The organism is Cronobacter condimenti 1330, from assembly GCF_001277255.1.
GTDB classification, from domain to species: Bacteria; Pseudomonadota; Gammaproteobacteria; order Enterobacterales; family Enterobacteriaceae; genus Cronobacter; species Cronobacter condimenti.
Genome location: NZ_CP012264.1, coordinates 3,428,504 through 3,453,070 on the forward strand (window position 1 = coordinate 3,428,504; position 24,567 = coordinate 3,453,070).

General features: G+C 55.9%; 21 protein-coding genes. 5 read left to right on the top strand and 16 right to left on the bottom strand.

Translation table 11 applies throughout. From position 1 onward, the window contains the following. Nucleotides 1-12: 12 nt before the first annotated feature. The 6 genes from ftsB to cysG all read right to left on the bottom strand — a co-directional run bounded on the left by ftsB (nucleotide 13) and on the right by cysG (nucleotide 5,235). A complete protein-coding gene (ftsB, locus tag AFK62_RS15640) occupies nucleotides 13-324 on the bottom strand; it encodes a cell division protein FtsB (protein ID WP_007663569.1) in 312 nt (103 codons plus the stop codon). A gap of 162 nt (nucleotides 325-486) precedes the next feature. After that, nucleotides 487-810 carry a DUF3561 family protein gene (locus AFK62_RS15645; RefSeq protein WP_032983868.1) on the bottom strand — a complete coding sequence of 108 codons (324 nt, stop codon included), beginning with the start codon at nucleotides 808-810 and terminating at the stop codon, nucleotides 487-489. Between the two features lie 49 nt (nucleotides 811-859). Continuing rightward, complete coding sequence (gene cysC / locus AFK62_RS15650; RefSeq protein WP_007663576.1) at nucleotides 860-1,465, bottom strand: adenylyl-sulfate kinase; 606 nt, start codon at nucleotides 1,463-1,465, stop codon at nucleotides 860-862. Next, nucleotides 1,465-2,892, bottom strand: coding sequence for a sulfate adenylyltransferase subunit CysN (gene cysN, locus AFK62_RS15655; RefSeq protein WP_007663578.1), 1,428 nt, complete (start codon nucleotides 2,890-2,892; stop codon nucleotides 1,465-1,467). The genes cysC and cysN overlap by 1 nt, the downstream gene beginning before the upstream one ends. 9 nt (nucleotides 2,893-2,901) lie before the next feature. Then, complete coding sequence (gene cysD, locus AFK62_RS15660; RefSeq protein WP_007663581.1) at nucleotides 2,902-3,810, bottom strand: sulfate adenylyltransferase subunit CysD; 909 nt, start codon at nucleotides 3,808-3,810, stop codon at nucleotides 2,902-2,904. Nucleotides 3,811-3,819: 9 nt separating this feature from the next. After that, nucleotides 3,820-5,235 carry a siroheme synthase CysG gene (gene cysG, locus AFK62_RS15665; protein ID WP_007663583.1) on the bottom strand — a complete coding sequence of 472 codons (1,416 nt, stop codon included), beginning with the start codon at nucleotides 5,233-5,235 and terminating at the stop codon, nucleotides 3,820-3,822. Between the two features lie 243 nt (nucleotides 5,236-5,478). On the opposite strand from cysG, the gene AFK62_RS15670 reads away from it, so the two are divergent. Then, nucleotides 5,479-6,468 carry an aminopeptidase gene (locus tag AFK62_RS15670; protein ID WP_007663585.1) on the top strand — a complete coding sequence of 330 codons (990 nt, stop codon included), beginning with the start codon at nucleotides 5,479-5,481 and terminating at the stop codon, nucleotides 6,466-6,468. Nucleotides 6,469-6,495: 27 nt separating this feature from the next. On the opposite strand, the gene cysH is transcribed toward AFK62_RS15670, so the two are convergent. The 3 genes from cysH to cysJ all read right to left on the bottom strand — a co-directional run bounded on the left by cysH (nucleotide 6,496) and on the right by cysJ (nucleotide 10,867). Next, nucleotides 6,496-7,230, bottom strand: coding sequence for a phosphoadenosine phosphosulfate reductase (cysH, locus tag AFK62_RS15675; protein WP_007663587.1), 735 nt, complete (start codon nucleotides 7,228-7,230; stop codon nucleotides 6,496-6,498). Between the two features lie 122 nt (nucleotides 7,231-7,352). Further along, a complete protein-coding gene (gene cysI / locus AFK62_RS15680; RefSeq protein ID WP_053532019.1) occupies nucleotides 7,353-9,065 on the bottom strand; it encodes an assimilatory sulfite reductase (NADPH) hemoprotein subunit in 1,713 nt (570 codons plus the stop codon). Next, nucleotides 9,065-10,867, bottom strand: a complete 1,803-nt coding sequence (cysJ, locus tag AFK62_RS15685; protein ID WP_007663591.1) for an NADPH-dependent assimilatory sulfite reductase flavoprotein subunit — start codon at nucleotides 10,865-10,867, stop codon at nucleotides 9,065-9,067. The genes cysI and cysJ overlap by 1 nt, the downstream gene beginning before the upstream one ends. A gap of 305 nt (nucleotides 10,868-11,172) precedes the next feature. Between cysJ and queD the strand changes: the two genes are divergently transcribed. Further along, nucleotides 11,173-11,535, top strand: coding sequence for a 6-carboxytetrahydropterin synthase QueD (queD, locus tag AFK62_RS15690; RefSeq protein WP_004387911.1), 363 nt, complete (start codon nucleotides 11,173-11,175; stop codon nucleotides 11,533-11,535). A gap of 84 nt (nucleotides 11,536-11,619) precedes the next feature. Here queD and queE read toward each other — a convergent pair whose 3' ends face one another. Continuing rightward, on the bottom strand, nucleotides 11,620-12,291 hold the full coding sequence (gene queE / locus AFK62_RS15695) for a 7-carboxy-7-deazaguanine synthase QueE (protein WP_007663600.1): 672 nt from the start codon (nucleotides 12,289-12,291) through the stop codon (nucleotides 11,620-11,622). 197 nt (nucleotides 12,292-12,488) lie between these two features. Between queE and AFK62_RS15700 the strand changes: the two genes are divergently transcribed. Beyond that, the gene (locus tag AFK62_RS15700) at nucleotides 12,489-13,448 is read left to right on the top strand and encodes a TPM domain-containing protein (RefSeq protein ID WP_007663604.1); all 960 of its coding nucleotides are present in this window, start codon (nucleotides 12,489-12,491) and stop codon (nucleotides 13,446-13,448) included. Here the strand turns inward: AFK62_RS15700 and AFK62_RS15705 are convergent. Together AFK62_RS15705 and AFK62_RS15710 are read right to left on the bottom strand one after the other, a co-directional pair. Further along, nucleotides 13,434-14,123, bottom strand: a complete 690-nt coding sequence (locus AFK62_RS15705) for an N-acetylmannosamine-6-phosphate 2-epimerase (RefSeq protein WP_007663607.1) — start codon at nucleotides 14,121-14,123, stop codon at nucleotides 13,434-13,436. The genes AFK62_RS15700 and AFK62_RS15705 overlap by 15 nt on opposite strands. A gap of 8 nt (nucleotides 14,124-14,131) precedes the next feature. Next, nucleotides 14,132-15,685 (bottom strand): PTS transporter subunit EIIC, encoded by a 1,554-nt coding sequence (locus AFK62_RS15710; protein ID WP_007663609.1) that lies wholly within the window; start codon nucleotides 15,683-15,685, stop codon nucleotides 14,132-14,134. A 170-nt stretch (nucleotides 15,686-15,855) separates the two neighbouring features. Here AFK62_RS15710 and AFK62_RS15715 point away from each other — a divergent pair, with 170 nt between their 5' ends. Together AFK62_RS15715 and AFK62_RS15720 are read left to right on the top strand one after the other, a co-directional pair. Continuing rightward, nucleotides 15,856-16,683, top strand: a complete 828-nt coding sequence (locus tag AFK62_RS15715; RefSeq protein ID WP_007663612.1) for a MurR/RpiR family transcriptional regulator — start codon at nucleotides 15,856-15,858, stop codon at nucleotides 16,681-16,683. 333 nt (nucleotides 16,684-17,016) lie between these two features. Next, nucleotides 17,017-18,126, top strand: coding sequence for an SDR family oxidoreductase (locus AFK62_RS15720; RefSeq protein WP_053532020.1), 1,110 nt, complete (start codon nucleotides 17,017-17,019; stop codon nucleotides 18,124-18,126). A 51-nt stretch (nucleotides 18,127-18,177) separates the two neighbouring features. Here AFK62_RS15720 and eno read toward each other — a convergent pair whose 3' ends face one another. The 4 genes from eno to relA form a co-directional block, all read right to left on the bottom strand. Continuing rightward, a complete protein-coding gene (gene eno, locus AFK62_RS15725; protein WP_053532021.1) occupies nucleotides 18,178-19,476 on the bottom strand; it encodes a phosphopyruvate hydratase in 1,299 nt (432 codons plus the stop codon). 82 nt (nucleotides 19,477-19,558) lie between these two features. Continuing rightward, the gene (pyrG, locus tag AFK62_RS15730; RefSeq protein WP_053532022.1) at nucleotides 19,559-21,196 is read right to left on the bottom strand and encodes a glutamine hydrolyzing CTP synthase; all 1,638 of its coding nucleotides are present in this window, start codon (nucleotides 21,194-21,196) and stop codon (nucleotides 19,559-19,561) included. Between the two features lie 225 nt (nucleotides 21,197-21,421). Beyond that, nucleotides 21,422-22,213, bottom strand: coding sequence for a nucleoside triphosphate pyrophosphohydrolase (mazG, locus tag AFK62_RS15735; protein ID WP_007663621.1), 792 nt, complete (start codon nucleotides 22,211-22,213; stop codon nucleotides 21,422-21,424). 113 nt (nucleotides 22,214-22,326) lie between these two features. Next, nucleotides 22,327-24,567 (bottom strand): GTP diphosphokinase, encoded by a 2,241-nt coding sequence (gene relA, locus AFK62_RS15740; RefSeq protein WP_007663622.1) that lies wholly within the window; start codon nucleotides 24,565-24,567, stop codon nucleotides 22,327-22,329.

The following is a 24,567-nucleotide window of genomic DNA, read 5'->3' on the forward strand; positions in this document are numbered from 1 at the left end:
ACCCGCTTCTGGTTATCGATTATTTTGCGCAGGCCCACCGGCGCGTTTTGCGGCGTCCGGCACCAGACGATAGAAGGTTTCGCCCGGTTTGGTCATGCTTAATTCGTTGCGCGCGCGCTCTTCGATAGCTTCCTGACCGCCATTGAGATCGTCGATTTCGGCGAAAAGCTGATCGTTACGCGCTTTGAGTTTGGCGTTGGTAGCCTGCTGCACTGCGACGTCGTCGGCTACGCGGGAATAGTCGTGGATGCCGTTTTTTCCAAACCACAGCGAATACTGTAGCCAGACCAGCAAAGCCAGCAATAGCAGCGTTAGTTTACCCATTCTGCCCCCTGAAAAACGGCTTTATCATCCCATAACTTCCCGCCGGACTCTACCCGGCTTGCTACGACGTGCAGGTTAAGAAATTAAACAGCGGCAGAATGTACCACAGAAAGCGCGCCGATGCGCATGCGCCTGTTGAGAGAGTGTGAAAAACGCGAAACGTCAGCTCGCCAGCCAGATAAAGAGCAGCCCGAACATCATCCCGACGCTTATTAACGTAGCGAGTGTGCTGTAGACCAGCTTACGCTCCAGTAGCGAGAACACCGCCACGCCTACCACGACGGCCACCGGCATAAGCGCCAGAAAAAACGGCCAGGTGTAGAGCAGAAAAAAGAGCGTATTAGAGCCGTAGAGGAGAAAGGGAACGCCAAGGGCCAGCAGCCACGAGATAAAGCCCACCACGGCGCCAGGCCAGGCCCAGGTGGTTTCTTCGACGGCAGGCGCGGTATCCGCCTGGGAGACAATCATGTTCGTGGTATTACGCATAGCTTATCCTGTGACGTGACAGGCCGGGAAAAGCACTCCCGGCGCGGTCTCAGGATTTGATGATATCTTCGCGACGCAGCAGGTCTAACAATTGCGCAATCAAATTTGTTACCAATTGTTGACCGTCGAGATGAATTTCGGGCGTCTGTGGCGCTTCATACACCGCATCAATGCCGGTGAAGTTGCGCAGCTCACCCGCACGGGCTTTCTTATAAAGCCCTTTCGGATCGCGCGCTTCACACACCGTCAGCGGCGTATCGACAAACACCTCGATAAAGCGCCCTTCGCCTAGCTGTTCACGCACCATCTGACGCTCGGCGCGGTGCGGCGAGATAAATGCGGTCAACACGACCAGCCCCGCATCTACCATCAGCTTCGCCACTTCACCGACGCGGCGAATGTTCTCTTTACGATCGTCATCGCTAAAGCCCAGATCGCGGCACAGCCCGTGGCGCACATTGTCGCCGTCGAGCAGATAGGTGCTGACGCCAAGCTGGTGGAGCGCCTCTTCAAGCGCCCCCGCGACGGTGGATTTACCGGAGCCCGAAAGCCCCGTAAACCACAAGACCGCGCCGCGATGACCGTGGAGTTGCTCGCGCTGCGCCGCCGTCACCGGGTGAGCGTGCCAGACGACGTTTTCGTCATGCTGCGCCATTATTTTCCCCCCAGCAGGTCGCGCGCGCCCCAGTGCGGGAAGTGGCGGCGAACCAGCTGATTCAGTTCCAGCTCAAACGCGCTGTAGGCGGAAGGTTCCTGATACACATTCTGTTGCGGCTCGCGCACCATGCCCGCGCCCACGGTGACGTTTGAGAGACGGTCGATGAAAATCAGGCCGCCGGTCACCGGGTTCTCCTGATATTTATCGAGGTTCAGCGGCTCGTCGAACGTCAGGTCAACCAGGCCAATGCCGTTCAGCGGCAGATTCTCCACAACGCGCTGGGTCAGGTTGTTGATATCAACCTGATACTGAATGTTGTCAACGCGCGCGCGGGTTTTCTTCCCGGCGATTTTAATGTCGTAGCTCTGGCCCGGTACGAGCGGCTGCTCCGCCATCCACACGACATCGACCGCCGCACTTTGTACCGCGTCAACGTGGCCGGAAGCATCGACCACGAGATCGCCGCGGCTGATGTCAATTTCATCTTTCAGCACCAGCGTGACGGCCTCGCCCGCGCCCGCTTCTTGCAAATCGCCGTCAAAGGTCACGATGCGCGCCACGCTGGACTCCACGCCGGACGGCAGCACTTTCACACGCTGGCCCACTTTCACCACGCCGCCCGCAACGGTGCCTGCGTAGCCGCGGAAATCCAGGTTCGGACGGTTGACGTACTGCACCGGGAAGCGCAGCGGTTGCTCATCAACCACACGCTGGATCTCAATATTCTCGAGGACTTCCAGTAGCGTCGGGCCGGTATACCAGGCCATATTCAGGCTCTGCATCGCCACGTTGTCGCCTTCAAGCGCGGAGAGCGGCACAAAGCGGATATCCAGATTACCTGGCAACTGTTCGGCAAAACTCAGGTAATCCTGACGAATGCGCTCGAAGGTCTCTTCGCTGAAATCCACCAGATCCATTTTGTTAACGGCCACGACCAGATGCTTAATGCCGAGCAGCGTCGAGATAAAGCTGTGGCGGCGGGTCTGATCCAGTACGCCTTTACGGGCATCCATCAGCAGGATCGCCAGATCGCAGGTGGACGCGCCGGTCGCCATGTTGCGGGTGTACTGCTCATGCCCTGGGGTATCCGCGATAATGAATTTACGTTTTTCAGTCGAGAAATAGCGGTACGCCACGTCAATAGTAATGCCCTGCTCGCGCTCGGCCTGCAGGCCGTCTACCAGCAGCGCCAGATCGAGTTTCTCGCCCTGGGTACCGTGACGCTTGCTGTCGTTGTGCAGCGACGAGAGCTGATCTTCATAAATCTGGCGGGTATCGTGCAGCAGGCGGCCAATCAGGGTACTTTTCCCGTCATCCACGCTGCCGCAGGTCAGAAAGCGCAGCAGGCTTTTGTGCTGCTGGGCGTGCAGATAGGCTTCCACGCCGCCTTCTTTGGCGATCTGTTGTGCGATAGTGGTGTTCATGGCGGCTCCTTAGAAATAACCCTGACGTTTTTTAAGCTCCATTGAGCCTGCCTGGTCGCGGTCAATTACGCGGCCCTGCCGCTCGCTGGTGGTGGAGACCAGCATCTCTTCGATAATTTCCGGCAACGTCTGCGCGTTAGACTCCACGGCGCCCGTCAGCGGCCAGCAGCCAAGAGTACGGAAGCGCACCATGCGCGGTTTGATCTCTTCACCCGGCTGCAAATCGATGCGATCGTCGTCGATCATCATCAGCATGCCGTCGCGCTCCAGCACCGGGCGCTCGGCGGCCAGGTACAGCGGAACGATTTCGATATTTTCCAGGTAGATATATTGCCAGATATCCAGCTCGGTCCAGTTGGAGAGCGGAAAGACGCGAATGCTTTCGCCTTTATTAATCTGACCGTTGTAGTTGTGCCACAGCTCCGGGCGCTGGTTTTTCGGATCCCAGCGGTGGAAACGGTCGCGGAAGGAGTAGATACGCTCTTTCGCGCGGGATTTTTCTTCGTCGCGGCGCGCACCGCCGAAAGCCGCATCGAAACCGTATTTATTCAGCGCTTGCTTCAGCCCTTCGGTTTTCATGATGTCGGTATGTTTAGCGCTGCCATGCACGAACGGGTTAATGCCCATCGCCACGCCTTCCGGGTTTTTATGCACCAGCAGTTCACAGCCGTAGGCTTTGGCGGTACGGTCGCGGAATTCGTACATTTCACGAAACTTCCAGCCGGTATCTACATGCAGCAGCGGGAACGGCAGCGTGCCTGGATAAAACGCTTTACGCGCCAGGTGCAGCATCACGCTGGAGTCTTTACCGATGGAATACATCATCACCGGGTTTGAGAATTCGGCGGCCACTTCACGAATGATATGGATGCTTTCCGCCTCCAGTTGCCGCAGGTGAGTGAGTCGTTTTTGATCCATAACCTTTCCTTAAGCCAGATTCACCACGGAAGAACGAATGTCTTCCGCGTCGGTTGAATGTTGAAACCAGGCGAGCTGCTGGTGGAGTTGCACCACTTCGCCCACGACAAGCAGCGCAGGCATCGGCGCGTCTTTCGCAAGAACGCTGAGCGCGTCGAGCGTGCCGGTCAGCACGCGTTGGTCTTCGCGCGTGCCGCGGCTTATTACGGCGACCGGCGTTTTAGCGTCACGGCCATGCGCGATAAGCTGCTGGCTGATTTCTGCCGCTTTCATGGTGCCCATATAGATGGCGAGCGTCTGACGGCTTTTCGCGAGCAACGCCCAGTCGAATGGAGTGCTGTCGGGTTTGTAGTGACCGGTAACGAAAACGGCGCTTTGAGCGTAATCGCGATGGGTCAGTGGAATGCCCGCATAGGCGGTAGCGCCGCTCGCGGCCGTTACACCGGGCACCACCTGAAACGGCACGCCTGCGGCTTTCGCCGCCTCCAGCTCTTCGCCACCGCGCCCGAAAATAAACGGGTCGCCGCCTTTCAGGCGTACCACGGTTTTGCCTTCACGGGCGAAATCGACAAGCATTTGATTGGTTTCATGCTGGGCGACGGCATGCGCGCCGGCGCGTTTGCCAACACAAATCCGGTCGGCGTCGCGGCGCACCAGATCCAGCACGCCGTCGCTCACCAGGTGGTCATAGAGCACCACGTCGGCCTGCTGCATCACCTGCAACCCACGAAGCGTCAGCAGCCCGGCGTCACCCGGCCCTGCGCCCACCAGAAAAATTTCGCCCTGTGCGGTTTGCGGCGCGTCGAGTTCGGCTTCAAGCACCGCTTCGGCAGCCTGGGTGTCGCCTGCGGCCATGAGGCTCGCAAAGCGTCCGCGAAAGGCTTTCTCCCAGAAGCGACGGCGTCCGTCGGTCGTCGGTATGCACGCTTTAATACGGTCGCGAAAACTGCCCGCTACTTCGGCCATTCGTCCGAGGCTCACCGGCAGCAGGGATTCGATTTTCTCGCGCAACAGCCGCGCCAGCACGGGCGCGTTGCCGCTTGACGAGATAGCCACAATCAGTGGCGAGCGGTCGACTATCGACGGGAAAATAAAGGAGCACAGCGGTTGATCGTCTACGACATTCACCAGCCGCTGACGGGCGTTGGCTTCGTCAAACACCCGGCGATTAAGCGCCGCGTCGTTGGTCGCCGCGATAACCAGGAACACGGCATCAAGCTGCGCGGGTTCAAACGCCTGTGCCAGCCAGCGCAGCGCGCCTTCCTGCTCAAGCGCCGCCAGTTCCGGATGGAGCTTTTTCGCCACCACCGAGACACAGGCGCCCGCCCGACGCAGCAGCGCGATTTTACGCAGCGCGACTTCGCCACCGCCGACGACCAGTACCGGGCGCTGTTTCAGTTGAGCAAATAACGGGAGATATTCCACGGCGATACAACTCGCTAACAACAGGGGACCAGAGGGGACTATAGGGGGAGGCTGATAACAGATGAAATTACGAATTGGCATTTATAGTTCCACAAAGGAATAAGGCACCAGAAATACAAATCTCAAAAAGTGCTTAAGCCGTGAAATTTCGGGCGTTTAACCGCATTTCAATTGTGTAACCGCCGTCACAGTTTCATACTAAGCGCCATTATCTGGTCGTGTTTTTTTGAGTAAGGATATTCTATGTTTTCCGCAGTGCGCCGCGGCACTCTGAGCCTGGCGCTGAGCGTATGCTTCACCCTGCCCGCTGTTTCGCAAACTCTACATCCCGGTGATATCGCCAGCGAGCAAACTCGTCACATGGCTACCCTGTTCCCTGGCCGCATGACCGGCTCGCCCGCCGAGATGCTTGCCGCCGATTATCTGCGCCAGCAGTTCGTACGCCTTGGCTACCGAAGTGATATTCGCGCGTTTCACAGCCGCTATATCTATACCGCCGGAGATAACCGTACCAACTGGCAGAACGTCACCGGCAGCACTGTTATCGCCGCCCATGAGGGCAGCGAGCCGCAGCAGATTATCGTCATGGCGCACCTGGACACTTACGCGCCACTCAATGACGCCGATGTCGATCATAATCTGGGTGGGCTGACGCTGCAGGGCGTGGATGATAACGCGGCAGGCATAGGCGTGATGCTGGAGCTGGCGGAGCGCCTGAAGGATGTCCCGACGCGCTATGGCGTGCGCTTTATTGCGACCAGCGGTGAAGAAGAAGGCGGCATGGGCGCGGAGAATCTGCTTAAGCGCATGAGCGCGATTGAAAAAAAACAGACGCTGCTGGTCATTAACCTCAGCCAACTGGTCGCGGGCGATAAACTCGCCTTCACCAGTGGTAAGAGCACACCCGCGGCCGTGCGAGCGCTTACGCGCGACAATGCGCTGAAACTGGCGCGCCGCTTCGGCATCCCGGTTGCCGCCAGTAGTGCGATGCCTGTAGATAACGACGCCGCGGCCTTTGATAAAGCCGGTATTCCGGTGTTGTCGATTTCTGCAGTAAACGACCCGACCCGCCATCGTGGCCGTCACGCCATCGGCGCGGTAGCCCATCATGCCCGCGAGGATAATTTGCAATATCTGGATAAGGCGCTGCCGGGCCGTATTGAGAAGCGCTGTCGCGACGTGATGCGGGTATTGTTGCCGCTTGTGAAAACGCTCGCGAAAGCCGAGAAGTAAAAAGCGCGCCCCCGGGCGCGCTTTTCGTTAGCCTTCGTGCAGGCCGCATTCGCGTTTGAGACCGAAAAAGCGCGTCTCTTCTTCCGCCATGCCTGGCTCCCACTTACGGGTGGTGTGCGTGTCCCCCACCGACAGATAGCCTTCGTCCCACAACGGGTGGTATTTCAGCCCGTGTTTTTGCAGGTATTGATACACCGTGCGGTTGTCCCAGTCGATAATCGGCAGAATTTTAAAGACGCCGCGCTGAATGCCAAGCACCGGTAAATTCGCCCGGCTGCCGGACTGATCGCGGCGCAGGCCAGCAAACCAGGTCTGCGCGTTGAGTTCGTTGAGCGCGCGGTTCATCGGCTCCACTTTGTTGATATCGTTGTATTTCTCGATACCCTCAACGCCCTGTTCCCACAGTTTGCCATAGCGCGCCTCCTGCCAGGCGGGGCTTTGTGCCGCACGGTAGATTTTCAGGTTCAGGTTGAGCTTATCCGTCAGTTCATCGATAAAGCGGTACGTTTCCGGGAAGAGATAGCCGGTATCGGTGAGGATGACCGGAATATCCGGGCGCTGTTGCGTGACGAGATGCAGGCTGACTGCCGCCTGGATACCGAAGCTTGATGAAAGCACGAACTCGCCCGGCAGGTTGTCGAGCGCCCAGCTGACGCGCGCTTCGGCGTCAAGCGCCTCAAGCTGCGCGTTGGTATCAGCGAGCGCCTCGGCACGTTCGTTTTTTTCAAGCGCATTCAGCGTCTGGAGATCGAGTACGGACATGTAAACCTCGCGTCTTTAATGGTAACCCCCGCCCCTCTCCCTAAAAGCGAGAGGGGGAAGACAGCCATGGTTAATTTGAATCTGCGCCGGTTACGCTCTCGCCCCGGGCGAGGGTTAGGAGCTTATTCCCAGAAATCCCGTGCCGGGTCGAGTACCGGACGAATAATCCCGGCTCGTACGGTGAAATCGCCAAACCCTTCGCCCGCTTCGCGCTCCTGCGCCCAGCGGCCGACCAGCTCATCGATGGTATCGAGGATTTCGGACTCGGTAATATTCTCACGGTACATGCGCGGAATACGGGTGCCAATGCGGTTACCGCCAAGATGGAGGTTGTAACGCCCCGGCGCTTTGCCGACCAGACCCAGTTCCGCCAGCATCGCACGACCACAGCCGTTCGGGCAGCCGGTGACGCGCAACACAATGTGCTCGTCCGCAACGCCATGTTTGGCCATGATCCCATCCACTTTGTCGATAAACTGCGGCAGGAAACGCTCCGCTTCCGCCATCGCCAGCGGGCAGGTCGGGAATGCCACGCAGGCCATTGAGTTTTCGCGCTGTGGTGTGACGCTTTCCATCAGGCCATGCGCGCGTGCGATCTGTTCGATCTTCGCTTTGTCACCTTCCGGCACGCCCGCCACAATCAGGTTCTGGTTAGCAGTCAGGCGAAAATCGCCTTTATGGATTTTCGCGATTTCTTTCAGGCCAGTTTTGAGCGGCTTGTCTGGGAAATCAAGAATGCGGCCGTTTTCGATAAACAGCGTCAGGTGCCATTTATCATCAATGCCTTTCACCCAGCCGATGCGATCGCCACGACCGGTAAATTCATAGGGGCGAATTGGCGCAAACGTAATGCCCGCGCGGCGCTCCACTTCGGCTTTGAAAACGTCCGGCCCGACGCGCTCCAGCGTATATTTGGTTTTCGCGTTTTTACGATCGGTACGGTTACCCCAGTCGCGCTGGGTCGTTACCACCGCTTCCGCCACGGCAAGCGTATGCTCCAGCGGAATATAGCCGAACTCGGTCGCGGTACGGGCGTACGTTTTCTTGTTGCCATGCTCGATAGAAAGCCCACCGCCGACCAACAGGTTAAAGCCCACCAGCTTGCCGTTCTCCGCAATCGCCACGAAGTTCATGTCGTTAGCATGGAGATCGACATCGTTCTGCGGCGGAACCACAACCGTCGTTTTAAACTTGCGCGGCAAATAAGTGGCACCGAGAATCGGCTCTTCATCGGTGGTCGCCACTTTTTCTTTATCAAGCCAGATTTCCGCATAAGCGCGGGTACGCGGCAGCAGATGCTCAGAGAGTTTCTTCGCCCACTCGTACGCCTCGGCATGCAGTTGCGACTCAACCGGGTTAGACGTACACAGCACGTTACGGTTCATGTCGTTGGCGGTCGCCAGCGCATCAAGGCCCACGGAGTGCAGCATCTGGTGCGCGGGCTTCACGTTTTTCTTCAGCAGCCCGTGGTACTGGAACGTCTGGCGGTTAGTCAGACGGATGCTGCCGTAAATCGTGTTTTCTTCGGCGAACTTATCGATGGAGAGCCACTGCTGCGGCGTCATGATGCCGCCCGGCAGACGGCAGCGCAGCATCATGGCGTGACGCGGCTCCAGCTTCTGGGCCGCACGCTCGGCGCGGATATCGCGATCGTCCTGCTGGTACATCCCGTGGAAACGGATCAGCAGAAAGTTGTCGCCATTAAACCCACCGGTCAGCCCGTCATGTAAATCTTCGGCAATGGTGCCGCGCAGGAAGTTACTTTCACGCTTCATGCGTTCCGCATCGGAAAGTTTTCCTTCGACCACCAAAGGTCCTGGGTATTTTTCGCTCATCAGTAGACGTCTCGCTGGTAACGGCGCTCAACGCGCAGCTCACTTAAATATTCATCCGCCGCTTCGGCATCCATCTCGCCGTAAGCCGCAATCACTTCCAGTAAAGCCTGCTCGACATCCTTCGCCATGCGATTGGCGTCGCCGCAGACATAAAGGTGCGCGCCTTCCTGAATCCAGCGCCACAGCTCCGCGCCCTGCTCGCGGATTTTATCTTGTACGTAAATTTTATGTTCCTGATCGCGGGACCAGGCAAGGTCGATGCGGTTTAACAGGCCTTCTTTGACATAGCGCTGCCACTCGACCTGATACAGGAAATCTTCAGTAAAGTGCGGGTTGCCGAAAAAGAGCCAGTTTTTACCGGTGGCGCCGTCCGCCTCACGCTGCTGCATAAAGGCGCGGAATGGCGCGATGCCGGTGCCAGGGCCAATCATAATGACCGGCGTTTCCGGCGTGGCGGGCAGGCGGAAGTTATCGTTGTGCTCAATGAACACGCGCACTTCGCCGTCCTCTTCAAGACGATCCGCGAGATAGCTGGAGGCCCCGCCCGCACGCTGGCGGCCTTCGATATCAAAACGCACCACGCCCACGGTGATGTGCACTTCGCTTTCCACTTCCGCCTGCGACGAGGCGATGGAGTAGAGACGCGGCGTGAGCGGGCGCAGCAGGCCGAGCAGTTGCTCTGCATCAAGCTGGGCTGGCGCAAAACGCACCATATCGACGACGGGGGTCGTCGCAGCGTAGTGCTGAAGCTTCGCTTTATCGCCCACCAGCGGCAGCAGCGTTTCACTGCGGGTCAGCGTGGCGTAGTTCTCAACGATAGCTGCGGTGTTAACCGTCAGCTCAAAATGCCACTGCAGCGCCTCGCTAAGCGGCAGCGTTTTGTCGCCCACCGTGACGGGCTCATCGCCTTTCAGCCACAGCAGCTCAAGCAGTTCCTGCACCAGTGCCGGATCGTTCTGATACCAGACGCCAAGCGCGTCGCCCGGCTGGTAGCGCAGCCCGGCATCGCCAAGATCGATTTCGATATGACGCACATCTTTTTGCGAATCGCGGCCGGTGATTTTCTGATTCACAGCAAGCGTGGCGGTAAGCGGCGCTTCTTTGGTGTACGGCGTGGAATCCACCTGATTGACGGTGCCGCTGGCGGTTAACGCCGCCTGAGAGGGCGCCTCTTTCGGCACGCGAGCTTTCAGAACCTCAACCACGCGCGCGCGCCATGCCTGGGCGGCCGCCTGGTATTCGACATCAGCATCGACGCGATCGAGCAGACGCTCTGCGCCCAGTTCCGCAAGGCGGCCGTCGAAATCTTTACCGGACTGGCAGAAGCGCTCATAAGAGGTGTCGCCAAGCCCAAAGACCGCAAAGGCCGCGCCGTCGAGCTTCGGTGCCTTTTTAGAGAGCAGAAACTTATGCAGCGCGACGGCCTCTTCCGGCGGGTCCCCTTCCCCTTGCGTGGAGGTGACGATGACCAGCAGCTTTTCCTGGGCGATTTGTTTGAATTTGTAGTCGCCGGCATTCACCAGGTTCACGTTAAGCTGTGCCGCCAGCAAATCGTCGCGCAACGCTTCGGCGACGCGGCGTGCATTACCGGTCTGAGAAGCGGAAATAAGCGTAATGACCGACGCAGGCGCCGCGGGCGTTTGCACCACGGCAGCACCGGGCTGTTGGTTAACCATTCCCCAGAAGTAGCCGGAAAGCCAGGCCAGCTGCGTGGGGGTGAAATCATGAGTCGCCGTCTGAAGGCGAGCCAGCTGCTCCGGGCTGAGCGGGAGCAAAGCGTTCGGTGGGGCCTGATTCGTCATGCGTCGTTATGTTCCAGTAGCAAAGCTGTTTTTCATTGCAAAAACAGAAGAGAAAGTAAGGTTAACGGCGGCGATAATAACAATTAAAGAAGGGATGGAAATAATAAATAACCAAACGGACTAACCGCTTTTACCAATAAGCCTGAGCGTTAAAACAGGTTAATTAAGGTACTGATAATTAATGAAATAAAAAAATAACGGCGCACCGATAGCGGGGTTATCGCACAGGGCGGTTTTCGTTAATGCTAAAAACGGTCAATTCCGGTACTATGCGGCGGTTTTTTTAGCAAAACTGAGACTGTGTTATGCCTACCACCCTGTTTAAAGATTTTATCTTCGAAGCCGCTCACCGACTGCCCCACGTTCCTGAAGGCCACAAGTGCGGTCGCCTGCACGGACACTCTTTTATGGTGCGCCTGGAGATTACGGGCGAGGTGGACCCGCATACCGGCTGGATTATCGATTTCGCCGAGCTGAAAGCCGCGTTTAAGCCGATTTACGATAGCCTGGATCACTATTATCTGAACGATATTCCGGGCCTTGAGAATCCGACCAGCGAAGTGCTGGCGCGCTGGATTTGGGATCAAATGAAACCACGCCTGCCGCTGCTGAGCGCCGTGATGATCAAAGAAACCTGTACTGCGGGCTGCGTATATCGCGGCGAATAAGGTTTAGTAGCATCTGTTGGCAGGTGGCGCTTTGCTTACCCGCCGCCAATCACGCATAAAAAAAGGAGCCGTTGGCTCCTTTTTTTATGCAATATTCAAATATTTGTGCGTTTGCATCGACAACCGCCAGTTACGGGCGATGCAGGTTTCAATACACAAGCGTGTCGCGTCGTCCTTTTGGCTTATCGGCTGGAGCGCAATCACGCGCTGGCGCTCGTCATGCAGGCGCGCCAGCAACTCATCCAGCGCTTCGATATCGCGCATACGCCCAACCGGGTGCTTAATCTCATCAGCACGCATCAGTGCCTGGTCCAGCACGTCATAACCGCCGCGCATATTCACTTTCGGCGAGACGGTCACCCAGGTGCCGGTGGTGCAGCGCACATCGTGCGTACCGCTGGTTTCAATCTGACAGCTAAAACCTTGCGCTTCCAGCATCTCGGTTAACGGCAGCAGATTGTGGATGCACGGCTCACCGCCCGTTATCACCACATGGCGCGCGGTATATCCCTGGCGCTCAATCGCTGCCAGCAGATCTTCCGGGCTCGCAGCGCCCCATTTATCGCTCTCTTTCGTTTTCGCGATAATGCTGAAAAGCGACACTTCCCGATCCGCGAGCTTCTCCCAGGTGTGTTTGGTGTCGCACCAGGCACAGCCTACCGGGCATCCCTGCAGACGAATAAAAATGGCGGGCACGCCGGTAAAATAACCCTCGCCCTGCAGGGTCTGGAACATCTCATTAATCGGGTACTGCATGATTCACTCGGTTTATTACCAAAACGGTAATTATTACAGATAACCGCCAGACTATCATGTGCCATTTGCGCCATCCTGGCCGCTGCGGCGCGGCTTTACGCACCACAGCCCCTAAATTCCAGGTCATTGGCAGCTTTGCCGGGCGGCGGTTACTATGACGACTGACGACCCTGCGAAAACAAGGACAAGTAAAAGCAATGGTACGCACACTGACGTTATTTTTTCTGACGGTATCGCTAACGCTTGCGGGCTTTACCGTTCAGGCGCAAAACTTTCCCGTACCGACGATGCAAAGCCTGGTTAACGATCCGGCTGGCATCCTGGAGGAACAGGAGCACGCCACGTTGCTCAAGGACGTCTCCTCGATATATACCCGCACCCACGCACAAACGGTGGTACTGATCGTGCCAACCTTACAGGGCGATAACCTGGAAAGCGTTGCTACGCGCGTGTTCAATACCTGGCATCTGGGCAGTCCGCAGCGCAACGATGGCGTGCTGATACTGGTGGCCTGGGAGGATCGTAAAGTGCGTATCGAGGTGGGTCGCGGCCTGGAAACCACACTGACCAACGCGCTGGCGAGCCAAATCATTAAAGAGCAGATGCTCCCCTGGTTCAGGGCGGGCGAGCTGGCCGAAGGCATCCGGCACGGCCTGACCGGTATCGACGCGGTGCTCAGCGGCAAATCGCTGCCGACTGCGGCCTCGCCGTCGTGGTTATGGCTCAAGTCGTTCCTGTTAGGATTTTCTTACTGGGAAGGGCTGCCGTTTCTCGCCATCACACTGGCGGTTCTGTTGTTCAAGCGTAAAAAGAAAACGCTAATAACGCTCTTTTTCGGCACGTCGTGTCTGCTGACGCCAGCGCTTGCCATCACCAGCGATTTTGTCCCCTGGATCGTGCCGTTTTTGTGGCTCAGTTTTTCAACGCCGATTCTGTTGTTAACCATGGTGATTATCATGGCGTTCGCTTTCCCCCAGCGCCTGTTTAGCGCAGGCAACGGGACGTCATCAGGCGATAACTCGTCAGCCTGGCTTGCCAATCAGCATCTTCATCATTTATCCGGCGGCGACAGTGGCAGCCATCACAGCAGCCACGACAGCGTGAGCTCTGGCGATGGCGGCTCAAGCGACGGCGGCGGCGCTTCAGATAACTGGTGAACGCAGCGCGTCAGCAAAACGCCGGGTAATCTGCTGCGGACGAGTAATCGCACCGCCAACGACCACAGCATGTGCGCCCAACGCCAGACAACGTGCCGCCCCTTCGGGTGTATCGACGTTGCCTTCGGCAATAACCGGGATCGTGACAGCGGCCAGCACGGCGTTTAACAGGGCAAAATCATGCTCCGGCAGCCTATGCCCCTGGGTGTGCGCCGTGTAACCGTAGAGGGTCGTGCCGGCGCAGTCAAAGCCCAGCGCTTGCGCCGTCACGGCTTCTTTCACGTCTGAGACATCGGCCATCAGTGGCACGTGCGGATAAGCGCGGCGGATCGTTTTCACGAGCGATTCCAGCGTCTCACCGCCCGGACGCGGACGCGCGGTGGCATCAAGCGCGATCATGTCAGGCCCCACTGTCATCAACTCATCAATTTCTCGCATTGTCGCCGTGATAAAAACGTCGCTGCCCGGGTAATCCCGTTTGATGATGCCAATCACCGGCAGCGTCACGTTTTGTTTTATCGCCGCAATGTCCGCCACGCTGTTGGCGCGGATCCCTGCCGCTCCGCCCTGCGCCGCCGCCAGTGCCATTTTGCCCATGATAAACGGACTGTGCAGCGGTTCGTTTTCCAGCGCCTGACAGGAGACCACCAGCTTTCCTTTGATTTGCTCTAACATCGTTGACCTCAGCTTAATAACTCTTCCACTTCGTTTTTGATAATCGTGACATGGGGGCCGTAGATAATCTGGACGCCATTACCGCGCAGGATCACGCCGCGGGCGCCGGTCGCCTTAAGCGCTGACTCACTGACTTTGCCGCCATCATTGACCGTGACGCGTAACCGCGTGGCGCAGCAATCCACCTCCTGCAGGTTTTCATGACCACCAAGCCCGGCCACAATGGCCTGCGCCCGCTCGCTGCCCGTCACCGACACGTTCTCCTGCGTCTCTTTTTCACGTCCGGGCGTGGCGAAATCGAAACGCGTTATCAGGAAACGAAACGTGAAGTAATAAAGGAAAAACCACGGCACGCCGACCAGCGGCACATAGAGCCAGTGTGTTTTCGCTTCGCCCTGCAAAACGCCAAACAGAATGAAATCAATAAAGCCGCCCGAGAAAGTCTGGCCGATAGTGATGTGCAGCATATGCGCCAGCATAAAAGCCAGCCCGTCGAAAAACGCATGGATGACATAGAGTACCGGCGCGACAAACAAGAAAGAGAACTCGATCGGTTCGGTAATGCCGGTTAAAAAAGAGGTGAGCGCCGCGGATAACAGCAGCCCGGCAACGCGCTTTTTATTCTCTGGTCTGGCCGTGTGATACATCGCAAGACAGGCGCCTACAAGGCCAAACATCATGGTGATAAAGCGCCCTGACATAAACCGTGAGGTCCCGACATAGAACTGTTGGGTCGTCGGGTCCGCGAGCTGGGCGAAGAAAATGCGCTGCGTCCCTTCTACCAGCTGGCCATTGACTATTTCGCTGCCGCCGAGCGCGGTCGTCCAGAAGGGCAAATAGAAGATATGATGCAGACCGAACGGGCCAAGCATGCGCAGAATAAAGCCATAAAGCAGTGTGCCAGGATAACCCGTCGCATCGACCAGACCACCCAGCCCGAAAATCACTTTCTGGAAATGCGGCCAGATGACCGTCATCGCAGCGCCAATGAGAATAGCCGCCAGCGCGCTGATAATGGGCACAAAACGTGACCCGCCGAAAAACCCCAGAAACTGCGGCAGTGCAATTTTATTGAATCGCTGATGCAGCGCGCATGTCACAAGCCCGATAACCACACCGCCGAACACACCAGTTTCCAGCGTCTGGATACCGAGCACCGTCCCCTGCCCGACCGCCCCTGGATTGCTTTGCGCGAGCTGCCCGCTCAGAGTTAGTAACGCATTAATAGTGGCATTCATTACCAGGTACGCCAGTAACGCGGCGAGACCCGCTGTGCCTTTATCGGTCCGCGCAAGCCCCACCGCCACACCGACGGCAAACAGTACCGACAGGTTCGCAAAGACGATAGCACCCGCGCTGCTCATGACAGTGAAAATGGCCTGCAACCAGCCGACATCCAGAAACGGATATGCAGTCAGCGTATTGGGATTAGACAGCGCGCCGCCTACCCCGAGCAACAGCCCGGCCGCAGGAAGAACGGCGACGGGTAGCATAAAAGATTTGCCAAAACGCTGCGCTTTTTCGAACCAGCGCCCTGAAGATGTTCCGCTGAAAAATGCCATAGTACGCTCCCCGCTGTTGTTATGATGAAAATATTTATCACATTAAATTTATTCAGTGAAAATTATCATCAACAATAGCGAAGGCGATCATACTTTTTTAAAATGGCTAGCATCGATGGCGGGCTTTCCCGCACACTCATTTCTATTCGGCGCTGCATCAGGATCGTGTTATGTCTGACAATGAAAATTTACTGCTTAAGCTTCGCCAGGAGCTTTCTGCCTTTAGTCCTACCCAGCGCAAACTGGGTGAGTATGTGCTGGGCGACCCTGCGCGCGTGCTCTACCTGACTATCACGGAGCTGGCTCGCGAAAGTGAGACAAGCGAAGCCAGCGTGACTCGCTTGTGCCGCACTCTGGGGTGCAAAGGGTATAACGAATTCAAAATGGCGCTGGCGCTGGATGTGCAACGCGGGCAGTCGCCGCGCGCGCAAGGCGGCGACGCGCTTGATGCGCTGGTGGAAGAATCGGTACAGGCGCTGCGCGACACCGCCCAGCTACTTGACCGCGCAAAGCTGGAAGAGGCCGCGCGCGTACTGCATCAGGCCAGTTCAGTGCAGATTTACGGCGTCGCCGCAAGCGCGATTGTGGGCGAGTATTTGCATTACAAGTTATTGCGTCTTGGTAAACCAGCGCAGGTGTTTAGTGATATGCACCGGGCCTCGATGAACGCGACCATGTTGCGCCAGACGGATCTGGTGATTGCTATTTCCAGTTCTGGATCCACCCGCGATCTGTTGCACGCCGTTAAACTTGCCCGTAAGGCCGGTGCGCCCATCTTAACATTAAGCAACACGCCGCGAAGCCCGCTGGCCTCAATAAGCGATATGCAGCTGGTCGCCGCCAAACCTGAAGGGCCGCTCAATGCAGGCGCGCTGAATGCCAAAGTCGGTGCGATGCTGCTGGTCGAGTTATTAACCGCTTCGCTGATGGCGCTGGACAGCCATTACCGGGAAACCAGCCAGCAGACAGCCAGCGCAACGTTACCTTTATTACTTTGATAGCCGGCGTTGCAGGATACGAATAATCTCTGCAGCGCCTTTTTTATATCAATAAGAATGTAACCAAACGTAATTTTTCTTAGCGTTTGCCATTTTCTTTCTCGCCCTGGCGCGGAGAGGTATGGCGATAAAAACTTTTTACATTCAAAAAGATAAATAATTTATTTATTGCGCCGGGATTTTTTTCTTTGTTTTTCTGTCAGAGAACAATCCCCTTTGCGACTTTCCTTAAAATAACCTTAATTTCTCCTCTTTTATGCCACGCCGTTATTTATCTGGCGTTTACTTTTCTGCTCCTACAATCCGCCCCATTAACCCATTGGAATAATACAAATGAAAACATTATTAATAACGGGCGGAACGGGTTTTCTGGGCGGGGCAGTAATAGAGAAAATTCTTCAACGCAATGAAAAGGTCAATTTATTGCTGCTGGTACGTGCCGGGGATGCTGAAGCCGGGCTGGCGCGCGTGCTTAACAATATGCGCAAGTTTAACCTTAGTGAAGCGCAGCTTTCGACGCTGACGGCCACGCAGATAGTGTGCGGTGATTTAGGCGAGCCGGAAAGTTTCCTGCATGACGTCCGCCTCGATAGCGTGACGCACGTGATTAACTGCGCGGCGGTAGCCTCGTTTGGCAATAATCCCCTTATCTGGAAAGTGAATGTTGAAGGGACGCTGGCTTTCGCACACCGCATGGCGCAGGTTGCAGGTCTGGAGCGGTTCCTGCACGTGGGCACGGCCATGTCCTGTACGCCTGAGCCAGATTCACTGGTGCCGGAAAGCGCAGAGTTTCGTGAAAATGCCGAGCACCTGGTGGCCTATACGCATTCGAAATCAACCATCGAACAACTGATGCGCCAGCAGTGCCCACAACTGCCGCTGGTGATCGCCCGTCCTTCTATCGTTGTGGGTCATACCCACCATGGCTGCCAGCCTTCTACCAGCATTTTTTGGGTTTTCAGCATGGGGCTGATGCTACAGAAATTTATGTGCTCGCTGGAAGATCGTGTGGATGTGATCCCCGTGGATTATTGCGCTGAGGCATTATTGCTGCTGCTGCAAAAAGAGATAGCCCGGGGCGAGGTGGTCCATATCTCTGCGGGAGAAGAGAATAGCGTTCGCTTTGCTGATATTGATATCGCGATGGCGCAGGCACAGAAAAAGGCACCTGTTGCTGATAATTATGCGCAGGTAAGTTATGAAGCGTTAGTGAAAATGCGCCGCGAACTGAAAGATATTTTCGGGCCGTGTAATGAACGCCTGATGCTGAAAGCGATGCGTTTATATGGCGCTTTTGCCACGCTGAATGTGCGCTTTTGCAACGATAAACTGCTGAAGCTCGGCATGCCAAAACCGCCGCGTTTCACCGATTATATTGATCGCTGTGTGCAGACCACGAATGGATTAAGCATTCCACAGCAAATGGAAGTCGATTTTAAATAAAAAAAATGCCAGTCATTCGACTGGCATTTCTCTTTGAGAAAGGTCTGGCGATTATGCCTGGCCTTTGATCTCTTTACGACCGTTGAACGGTGCTTTTTCGCCCAGCGCTTCTTCGATACGGATCAGCTGGTTGTATTTAGCAACACGGTCAGAACGGCTCATAGAACCAGTTTTGATCTGGCCTGCCGCAGTACCTACCGCCAGGTCAGCGATGGTCGCGTCTTCGGTTTCGCCAGAACGGTGAGAGATGACAGCCGTATAGCCCGCGTCTTTCGCCATTTTGATTGCAGCCAGAGTTTCGGACAGAGAACCGATCTGGTTGAATTTGATCAGGATGGAGTTAGCGATGCCTTTCTCGATGCCTTCTTTCAGGATCTTGGTGTTGGTTACGAACAGGTCGTCGCCCACCAGCTGGATTTTGTCGCCCAGAACTTTGGTCTGGTATGCAAAACCGTCCCAGTCAGACTCGTCCAGACCGTCTTCGATAGATACGATCGGGTACTGTTTGGTCAGGTCTTCCAGGAAGTGAGTGAACTCTTCAGAGGTGAAGGCTTTGTTGCCTTCGCCAGCCAGAACGTATTTGCCGTCTTTGTAGAATTCAGACGCTGCGCAGTCCATCGCCAGAGTGATGTCTTTGCCCAGTTCGTAGCCTGCTGCTTTTACCGCTTCTGCGATAACGGCCAGCGCTTCGGCGTTGGAGCCCAGATTCGGCGCGTAGCCACCTTCGTCACCCACAGCGGTGTTCATGCCTTTGCTTTTCAGCACTTTCGCCAGGTGATGGAATACTTCAGAACCCATGCGGATAGCTTCTTTCACGCTGGAAGCGCCAACCGGCTGGATCATGAATTCCTGGATATCAACGTTGTTGTCAGCGTGCTCGCCGCCGTTGATGATGTTCATCATCGGAACCGGCATAGAGAATTTGCCCGGGGTGCCGTTCAGCTCAGCGATGTGCTCGTACAGCGGCATGCCTTTAGAAGCAGCAGCGGCCTTAGCAGCAGCCAGAGAAACGGCCAGAATAGCGTTCGCACCGAAGTTAGATTTGTTTTCAGTACCGTCCAGATCGATCATGATCTTGTCGATACCAGCCTGATCTTTAGCATCTTTGCCAACGATAGCCTGAGCGATCGGGCCGTTAACCGCACCAACCGCTTTGGTTACGCCTTTGCCCAGGAAACGGGATTTGTCGCCATCGCGCAGTTCCAGCGCTTCGCGGGAACCAGTAGAAGCACCTGACGGGGCAGCAGCCATACCTACGAAACCGCCTTCCAGATGAACTTCGGCTTCAACAGTCGGGTTACCACGGGAGTCGATGATTTCACGACCGATGACTTTAACGATTTTGGACATTAGATTTTCCTCAGTACAAGTTAAACTAAAACTCCAGACAAACAACGCGCGATAAAGTCGCGCGTTGCCGTTCTAACTCTGCTTACTTCTCCTGACGCTTTTGGTGCTCGCTGGCGGCTTTCACAAAGCCTGCAAACAGCGGGTGCCCGTCACGCGGCGTGGAAGTAAATTCCGGGTGGAACTGACAGGCGACGAACCACGGATGATTCGGCACTTCGATGATCTCGACCAACTGATCATCGCCGGAACGGCCTGCAACACGCAGACCAGCTGCTTCAATTTGCTTCAACAACATATTGTTGACTTCATAACGGTGGCGGTGACGTTCAACAATCGTAGGTTCGCCATAAAGCTTGCGCACCAGGCTGTCATCAGACAGCTGGCACTGCTGCGCACCCAGACGCATCGTTCCGCCGAGATCGCTCTTTTCAGTACGCGTCTCGATATTACCGTTTTCATCCCGCCATTCGGTGATTAACGCCACGACCGGGTATTTACAGTCTGGCACAAATTCCGTGGAGTTGGCGTTCTCCATACCGGCGACATGACGTGCAAACTCAATCATCGCCACTTGCATACCGAGGCAAATGCCGAGGTAAGGAATGTTGTTTTCACGGGCGTAGCGCGCGGTGGCGATTTTGCCTTCCACGCCGCGATAACCGAAGCCGCCCGGGATAAGGATTGCATCCAGACCTTTCAGCAATTCATCGCCGCGGGTTTCAACATCCTGCGAATCGATAAGCTTGATATTGACGGTCACGCGATTTTTCAGGCCACCATGTTTGAGCGCCTCAATAACCGACTTATAGGCGTCCGGCAGTTCAATGTACTTGCCGACCATACCGATAGTGACTTCGCCCGCCGGATTCGCTTCTTCATAAATAACCTGTTCCCATTCAGACAGGTTAGCTTCCGGACAGTTCAAGCTGAATCGTTTACAAATATAATCGTCCAGCCCCTGCGATTTCAACAGGCCCGGAATTTTATAGATGGAATCGACATCTTTCAGAGAAATAACCGCTTTTTCTGGAACGTTACAGAATAACGCAATCTTGGCGCGTTCATTGGCCGGTACGGCGCGATCGGAGCGGCAAATCAGGACGTCTGGCTGGATGCCGATAGAGAGCAATTCTTTAACGGAATGCTGGGTCGGTTTAGTTTTCACCTCGCCTGCAGCAGCCATATACGGCACCAGCGTCAGGTGCATAAACATGGTGTGCTCGCGGCCCACTTCGACCGCCATCTGACGAATTGCTTCGAGGAACGGCAGGGATTCGATATCGCCGACGGTGCCGCCGATTTCGACCAGCACCACATCATGGCCTTCGCCGCCTGCAAGAATGCGTTCTTTGATGGCGTTGGTAATGTGCGGAATAACCTGAACGGTCGCGCCCAGGTAGTCGCCACGACGCTCTTTACGCAGTACTTCAGAGTAAATACGGCCTGTCGTGAAGTTGTTGCGGCGCGTCATGCGGGTGCGGATAAAACGCTCGTAATGACCCAGGTCCAGATCGGTTTCAGCGCCGTCTTCCGTAACGAACACTTCCCCGTGTTGGATAGGGCTCATGGTACCTGGATCGACATTAATATACGGATCCAGTTTCATGATGGTCACGTTGAGGCCACGGGCTTCAAGAATGGCTGCGAGGGAGGCTGCGGCAATGCCTTTACCCAGAGAGGAAACGACCCCGCCGGTCACAAAAATATAGTTCGTTGTCATGCTGAACCTGAGAAGTTAGGTTTAAAGACGATGGAATAACCAGGACGGGAAAGTAGTATACCCGAACAGGACGGGGCTCACAAACTTTCATTCTGCACGTTCACTGGCTGCCCTCGCCAGACCCAAGCCGCAAGAAAATAGCCTTTTTCACAGAAATGTTTTTGACGTAAATCAAGCGCTTGTTGGAAATAATTGTCTACAACAAGCGCTTGCTACGAAAAAGCGTTAACTATCAATTTCCTGGCGTTTAACGGTTTGCCATGCAGCTTCCATCTGCTCAAGGCTCGCCTGCTCCATTTCCAGGCCCTGAGCGCGAATTATTGCTTCAACCTGACGGAAACGCCGCTCGAATTTCCGGTTCGCTTTTTGCAGTGCGGTCTCGGCTTTCGCACCCAGATGGCGAGACAAATTGACGGTTGCGAACAGTAAATCACCGATTTCCTCTTCAAGTTTCGCCTCGTCAATCACGGCCTGCTGCGCCTCGTGCATTACCTCGTCTATCTCTTCATGCACTTTCTCGACTACCGGGCCAAGCGATGTCCAGTCGAAGCCAACCGCGGAGCAGCGTTTCTGGATTTTATGGGCGCGCATCAGCGCCGGTAAACTCTCGGGAATATCATCGAGCGTCGAATGCTGCGCTTTTTCTGCCCGCTCAGCGCTTTTGGTTTTCTCCCAGTTGGCGAGCACTTCCGTACTGTTGCTGAACGCCGCATCGCCGAAAATATGGGGATGACGGCGTTCGAGCTTATCGCTTATCGCCGCGCAGATATCGTCGAAGTTAAAGCGCCCGTCTTCCTGCGCCATCTGGGCATAGAACACCACCTGGAACAAAAGGTCGCCGAGCTCGCCACGCAGATCGTCGAAATCCTCGCGGGCAATAGCGTCCAGCACTTCGTAAGTTTCTTCAAGTGTATAAGGGGCGATGGTGGCGAAGGTTTGTTCTTTATCCCACGGGCAGCCGGTTTCCGGGTCGCGCAGGCGTTTCATAATACCGAGCAAGCGGTCGATTTGGGTCATTGGAAGTCCTTATTAAAAGGCGTGGCGATAAAAAATGCGTATGCCACGCGCCTCACTCAGGAGGAGAAAAATGAAAGACGGCGTAAACGCTGTGGCTTACGCCGCCTGGCGCATCAGCCGCCGTGCAGGCGTCTGGCGTCGATGACATCCGGCACCTGATTGAGCTTGCCGAGCACGCGTCCGAGAACCTGCAGGTTATAAATTTCGATTTCCATATCAATGGTCGCCAGTTGCTGACGCGTATCGCTGCGGCTGGTCACGCCCAGCACGTTGACCTTTTCGTTGGCGAGAATCGTTGTGATATCACGCAGCAGGCCGCTGCGATCATTAGCCGTGACGCGTACCACCAGCGAATAGCCCGCAGAATAGCTCTCGCCCCACACTGCGTCGACAATGCGCTCCGGCGCATGTGATTGCAGTTCCGTCAGTTGATCGCAATCGGCACGGTGAATCGAAATGCCCCGCCCTTGTGTAATAAAACCGACGATGTCATCGCCCGGGATAGGCTGACAGCAACGCGCAATATGGTGCATCAGATTGCCCACGCCTTCGACCACGACGCGGCCATTGTCACGGCTGCTTCGCCCCTGCGGCGCATACGTTTTTTGCTGAAGCTGGCGCAGCGCTGCGGCGTCCTGTTCTTCTGCGCTCGGCTTATTGAACTGCGCCTGGAGGAAATTCACCATCTGGTTGAGACGAATATCGCCGCCGCCGATGGCCGCCAGCAGTTCATCGACTTCATTGAAGTTGTAGCGCGGCAGCAGATGTTTTTCCGCTTCTTTCAGGCTAATACCGAGGTGTGCCAGCTCGTCGTCCAGAATCTGGCGGCCCGCAATAATGTTTTTATCGCGGTCTTGCTTGCGGAACCAGGCATGAATTTTAGCGCGTGCACGGCTGGTGCCGACATACCCGAGGTTTGGGTTCAGCCAGTCGCGGCTGGGGTTCGGCTGCTTTTGGGTAATGATTTCAATCTGGTCACCCATCTGGAGTTGATAGGTAAACGGCACAATCCTGCCGCCAATTTTCGCTCCGATGCAGCGGTGCCCGACATCGCTGTGGATGTGATAGGCAAAATCGAGGGGGGTAGATCCCGCTGGCAGGTCAACCACATCGCCTTTCGGGGTGAAAACATATACGCGATCGTCAAAGACCTGGCTGCGCAGTTCGTCGAGCATTTCGCCGGAATCTGCCATCTCTTCTTGCCAGGCGATGAGTTTACGCAGCCAGGCAATACGGTCTTCATGGCCGTTACGTACGCCGCTGCCGCTTGCCGCCCCCTCTTTATATTTCCAGTGGGCCGCCACGCCGAGCTCAGCGTCTTCATGCATCTGTTTGGTGCGGATTTGAATCTCAACGGTCTTCCCCCCGGGGCCAAGCACCACGGTGTGGATCGACTGATAGCCGTTGGGTTTCGGGTTCGCGACGTAATCATCGAACTCATCTGGCAAATGGCGATAGTGCGTATGCACTATCCCGAGCGCCGCATAGCAGTCCTGCAGACGTTCCGCGACGATGCGCACCGCGCGCACGTCAAACAGTTCATCGAAGGCCAGATGCTTTTTCTGCATCTTTCGCCAGATGCTGTAGATGTGTTTAGGGCGCCCATAGACTTCCGCCTTTACGCCCTCTTCTTTCATGGCCTTACGCAGATGCGTAACAAACTCGTCGATGTAATGCTCGCGATCGATACGCCGCTCATGGAGCAGTTTAGCGATGCGTTTATATTCATCCGGATGCAGATAACGGAAGCAGAAATCCTCAAGCTCCCATTTAAGCTGACCAATGCCGAGGCGGTTAGCCAGCGGCGCATAGATGTTGGTACATTCTTTCGCCGCCAGTACGCGCTCATCTTCCGGTGCGTCTTTCACTTCTCGCAGATGTGCGATGCGCTCGGCGAGCTTTATGACGACGCAGCGGAAATCATCAACCATCGCCAGCAGCATGCGACGGACATTATCTACTTGATCGGAGGAGACGGAATCGTGATGGGTGGCTTTTAGCTGACGAATGGCTGCCATATCACGCACGCCGTGAATCAGCTCGACAACGGATTTTCCGACGCTCTCTTTGAGCACCTCTTCGCTGACCACACCGCCGTCAACCAGTGGGAAGAGCAACGCGGCGCGCAGAGTATCGATATCCATACTCAGCATGGTGAGGATTTCGACCATTTCCACGCCACGCCAGAGCAAAAGATCCGCCTGCGGGTGGCCCTGAGTTTGCTGTTCGCAATAGCGCCAGGTTTCGGTTAAGCGTTCACACGACGGCTGACTGGCGATCCCAAGGCTCGCCACCCACTTTTCATGGTCAAATTCGCCAGCTTTATTAAGATGTGCACTTCTTACCGCAACCAT

Excerpts from the sequence above, each read along its gene's own strand:
- ftsB (WP_007663569.1), bottom strand. The coding sequence starts at position 324 with ATGGGTAAACTAACGCTGCTATTGCTGGCTTTGCTGGTCTGGCTACAG.
- AFK62_RS15645 (WP_032983868.1), bottom strand. The coding sequence starts at position 810 with ATGCGTAATACCACGAACATGATTGTCTCCCAGGCGGATACCGCGCCT.
- cysC (WP_007663576.1), bottom strand. The coding sequence starts at position 1,465 with ATGGCGCAGCATGACGAAAACGTCGTCTGGCACGCTCACCCGGTGACG.
- cysN (WP_007663578.1), bottom strand. The coding sequence starts at position 2,892 with ATGAACACCACTATCGCACAACAGATCGCCAAAGAAGGCGGCGTGGAA.
- cysD (WP_007663581.1), bottom strand. The coding sequence starts at position 3,810 with ATGGATCAAAAACGACTCACTCACCTGCGGCAACTGGAGGCGGAAAGC.
- AFK62_RS15670 (WP_007663585.1), top strand. The coding sequence starts at position 5,479 with ATGTTTTCCGCAGTGCGCCGCGGCACTCTGAGCCTGGCGCTGAGCGTA.
- cysH (WP_007663587.1), bottom strand. The coding sequence starts at position 7,230 with ATGTCCGTACTCGATCTCCAGACGCTGAATGCGCTTGAAAAAAACGAA.
- cysI (WP_053532019.1), bottom strand. The coding sequence starts at position 9,065 with ATGAGCGAAAAATACCCAGGACCTTTGGTGGTCGAAGGAAAACTTTCC.
- cysJ (WP_007663591.1), bottom strand. The coding sequence starts at position 10,867 with ATGACGAATCAGGCCCCACCGAACGCTTTGCTCCCGCTCAGCCCGGAG.
- queD (WP_004387911.1), top strand. The coding sequence starts at position 11,173 with ATGCCTACCACCCTGTTTAAAGATTTTATCTTCGAAGCCGCTCACCGA.
- queE (WP_007663600.1), bottom strand. The coding sequence starts at position 12,291 with ATGCAGTACCCGATTAATGAGATGTTCCAGACCCTGCAGGGCGAGGGT.
- AFK62_RS15700 (WP_007663604.1), top strand. The coding sequence starts at position 12,489 with ATGGTACGCACACTGACGTTATTTTTTCTGACGGTATCGCTAACGCTT.
- AFK62_RS15705 (WP_007663607.1), bottom strand. The coding sequence starts at position 14,123 with ATGTTAGAGCAAATCAAAGGAAAGCTGGTGGTCTCCTGTCAGGCGCTG.
- AFK62_RS15710 (WP_007663609.1), bottom strand. The coding sequence starts at position 15,685 with ATGGCATTTTTCAGCGGAACATCTTCAGGGCGCTGGTTCGAAAAAGCG.
- AFK62_RS15715 (WP_007663612.1), top strand. The coding sequence starts at position 15,856 with ATGTCTGACAATGAAAATTTACTGCTTAAGCTTCGCCAGGAGCTTTCT.
- AFK62_RS15720 (WP_053532020.1), top strand. The coding sequence starts at position 17,017 with ATGAAAACATTATTAATAACGGGCGGAACGGGTTTTCTGGGCGGGGCA.
- eno (WP_053532021.1), bottom strand. The coding sequence starts at position 19,476 with ATGTCCAAAATCGTTAAAGTCATCGGTCGTGAAATCATCGACTCCCGT.
- pyrG (WP_053532022.1), bottom strand. The coding sequence starts at position 21,196 with ATGACAACGAACTATATTTTTGTGACCGGCGGGGTCGTTTCCTCTCTG.
- mazG (WP_007663621.1), bottom strand. The coding sequence starts at position 22,213 with ATGACCCAAATCGACCGCTTGCTCGGTATTATGAAACGCCTGCGCGAC.
- relA (WP_007663622.1), bottom strand. The coding sequence starts at position 24,567 with ATGGTTGCGGTAAGAAGTGCACATCTTAATAAAGCTGGCGAATTTGAC.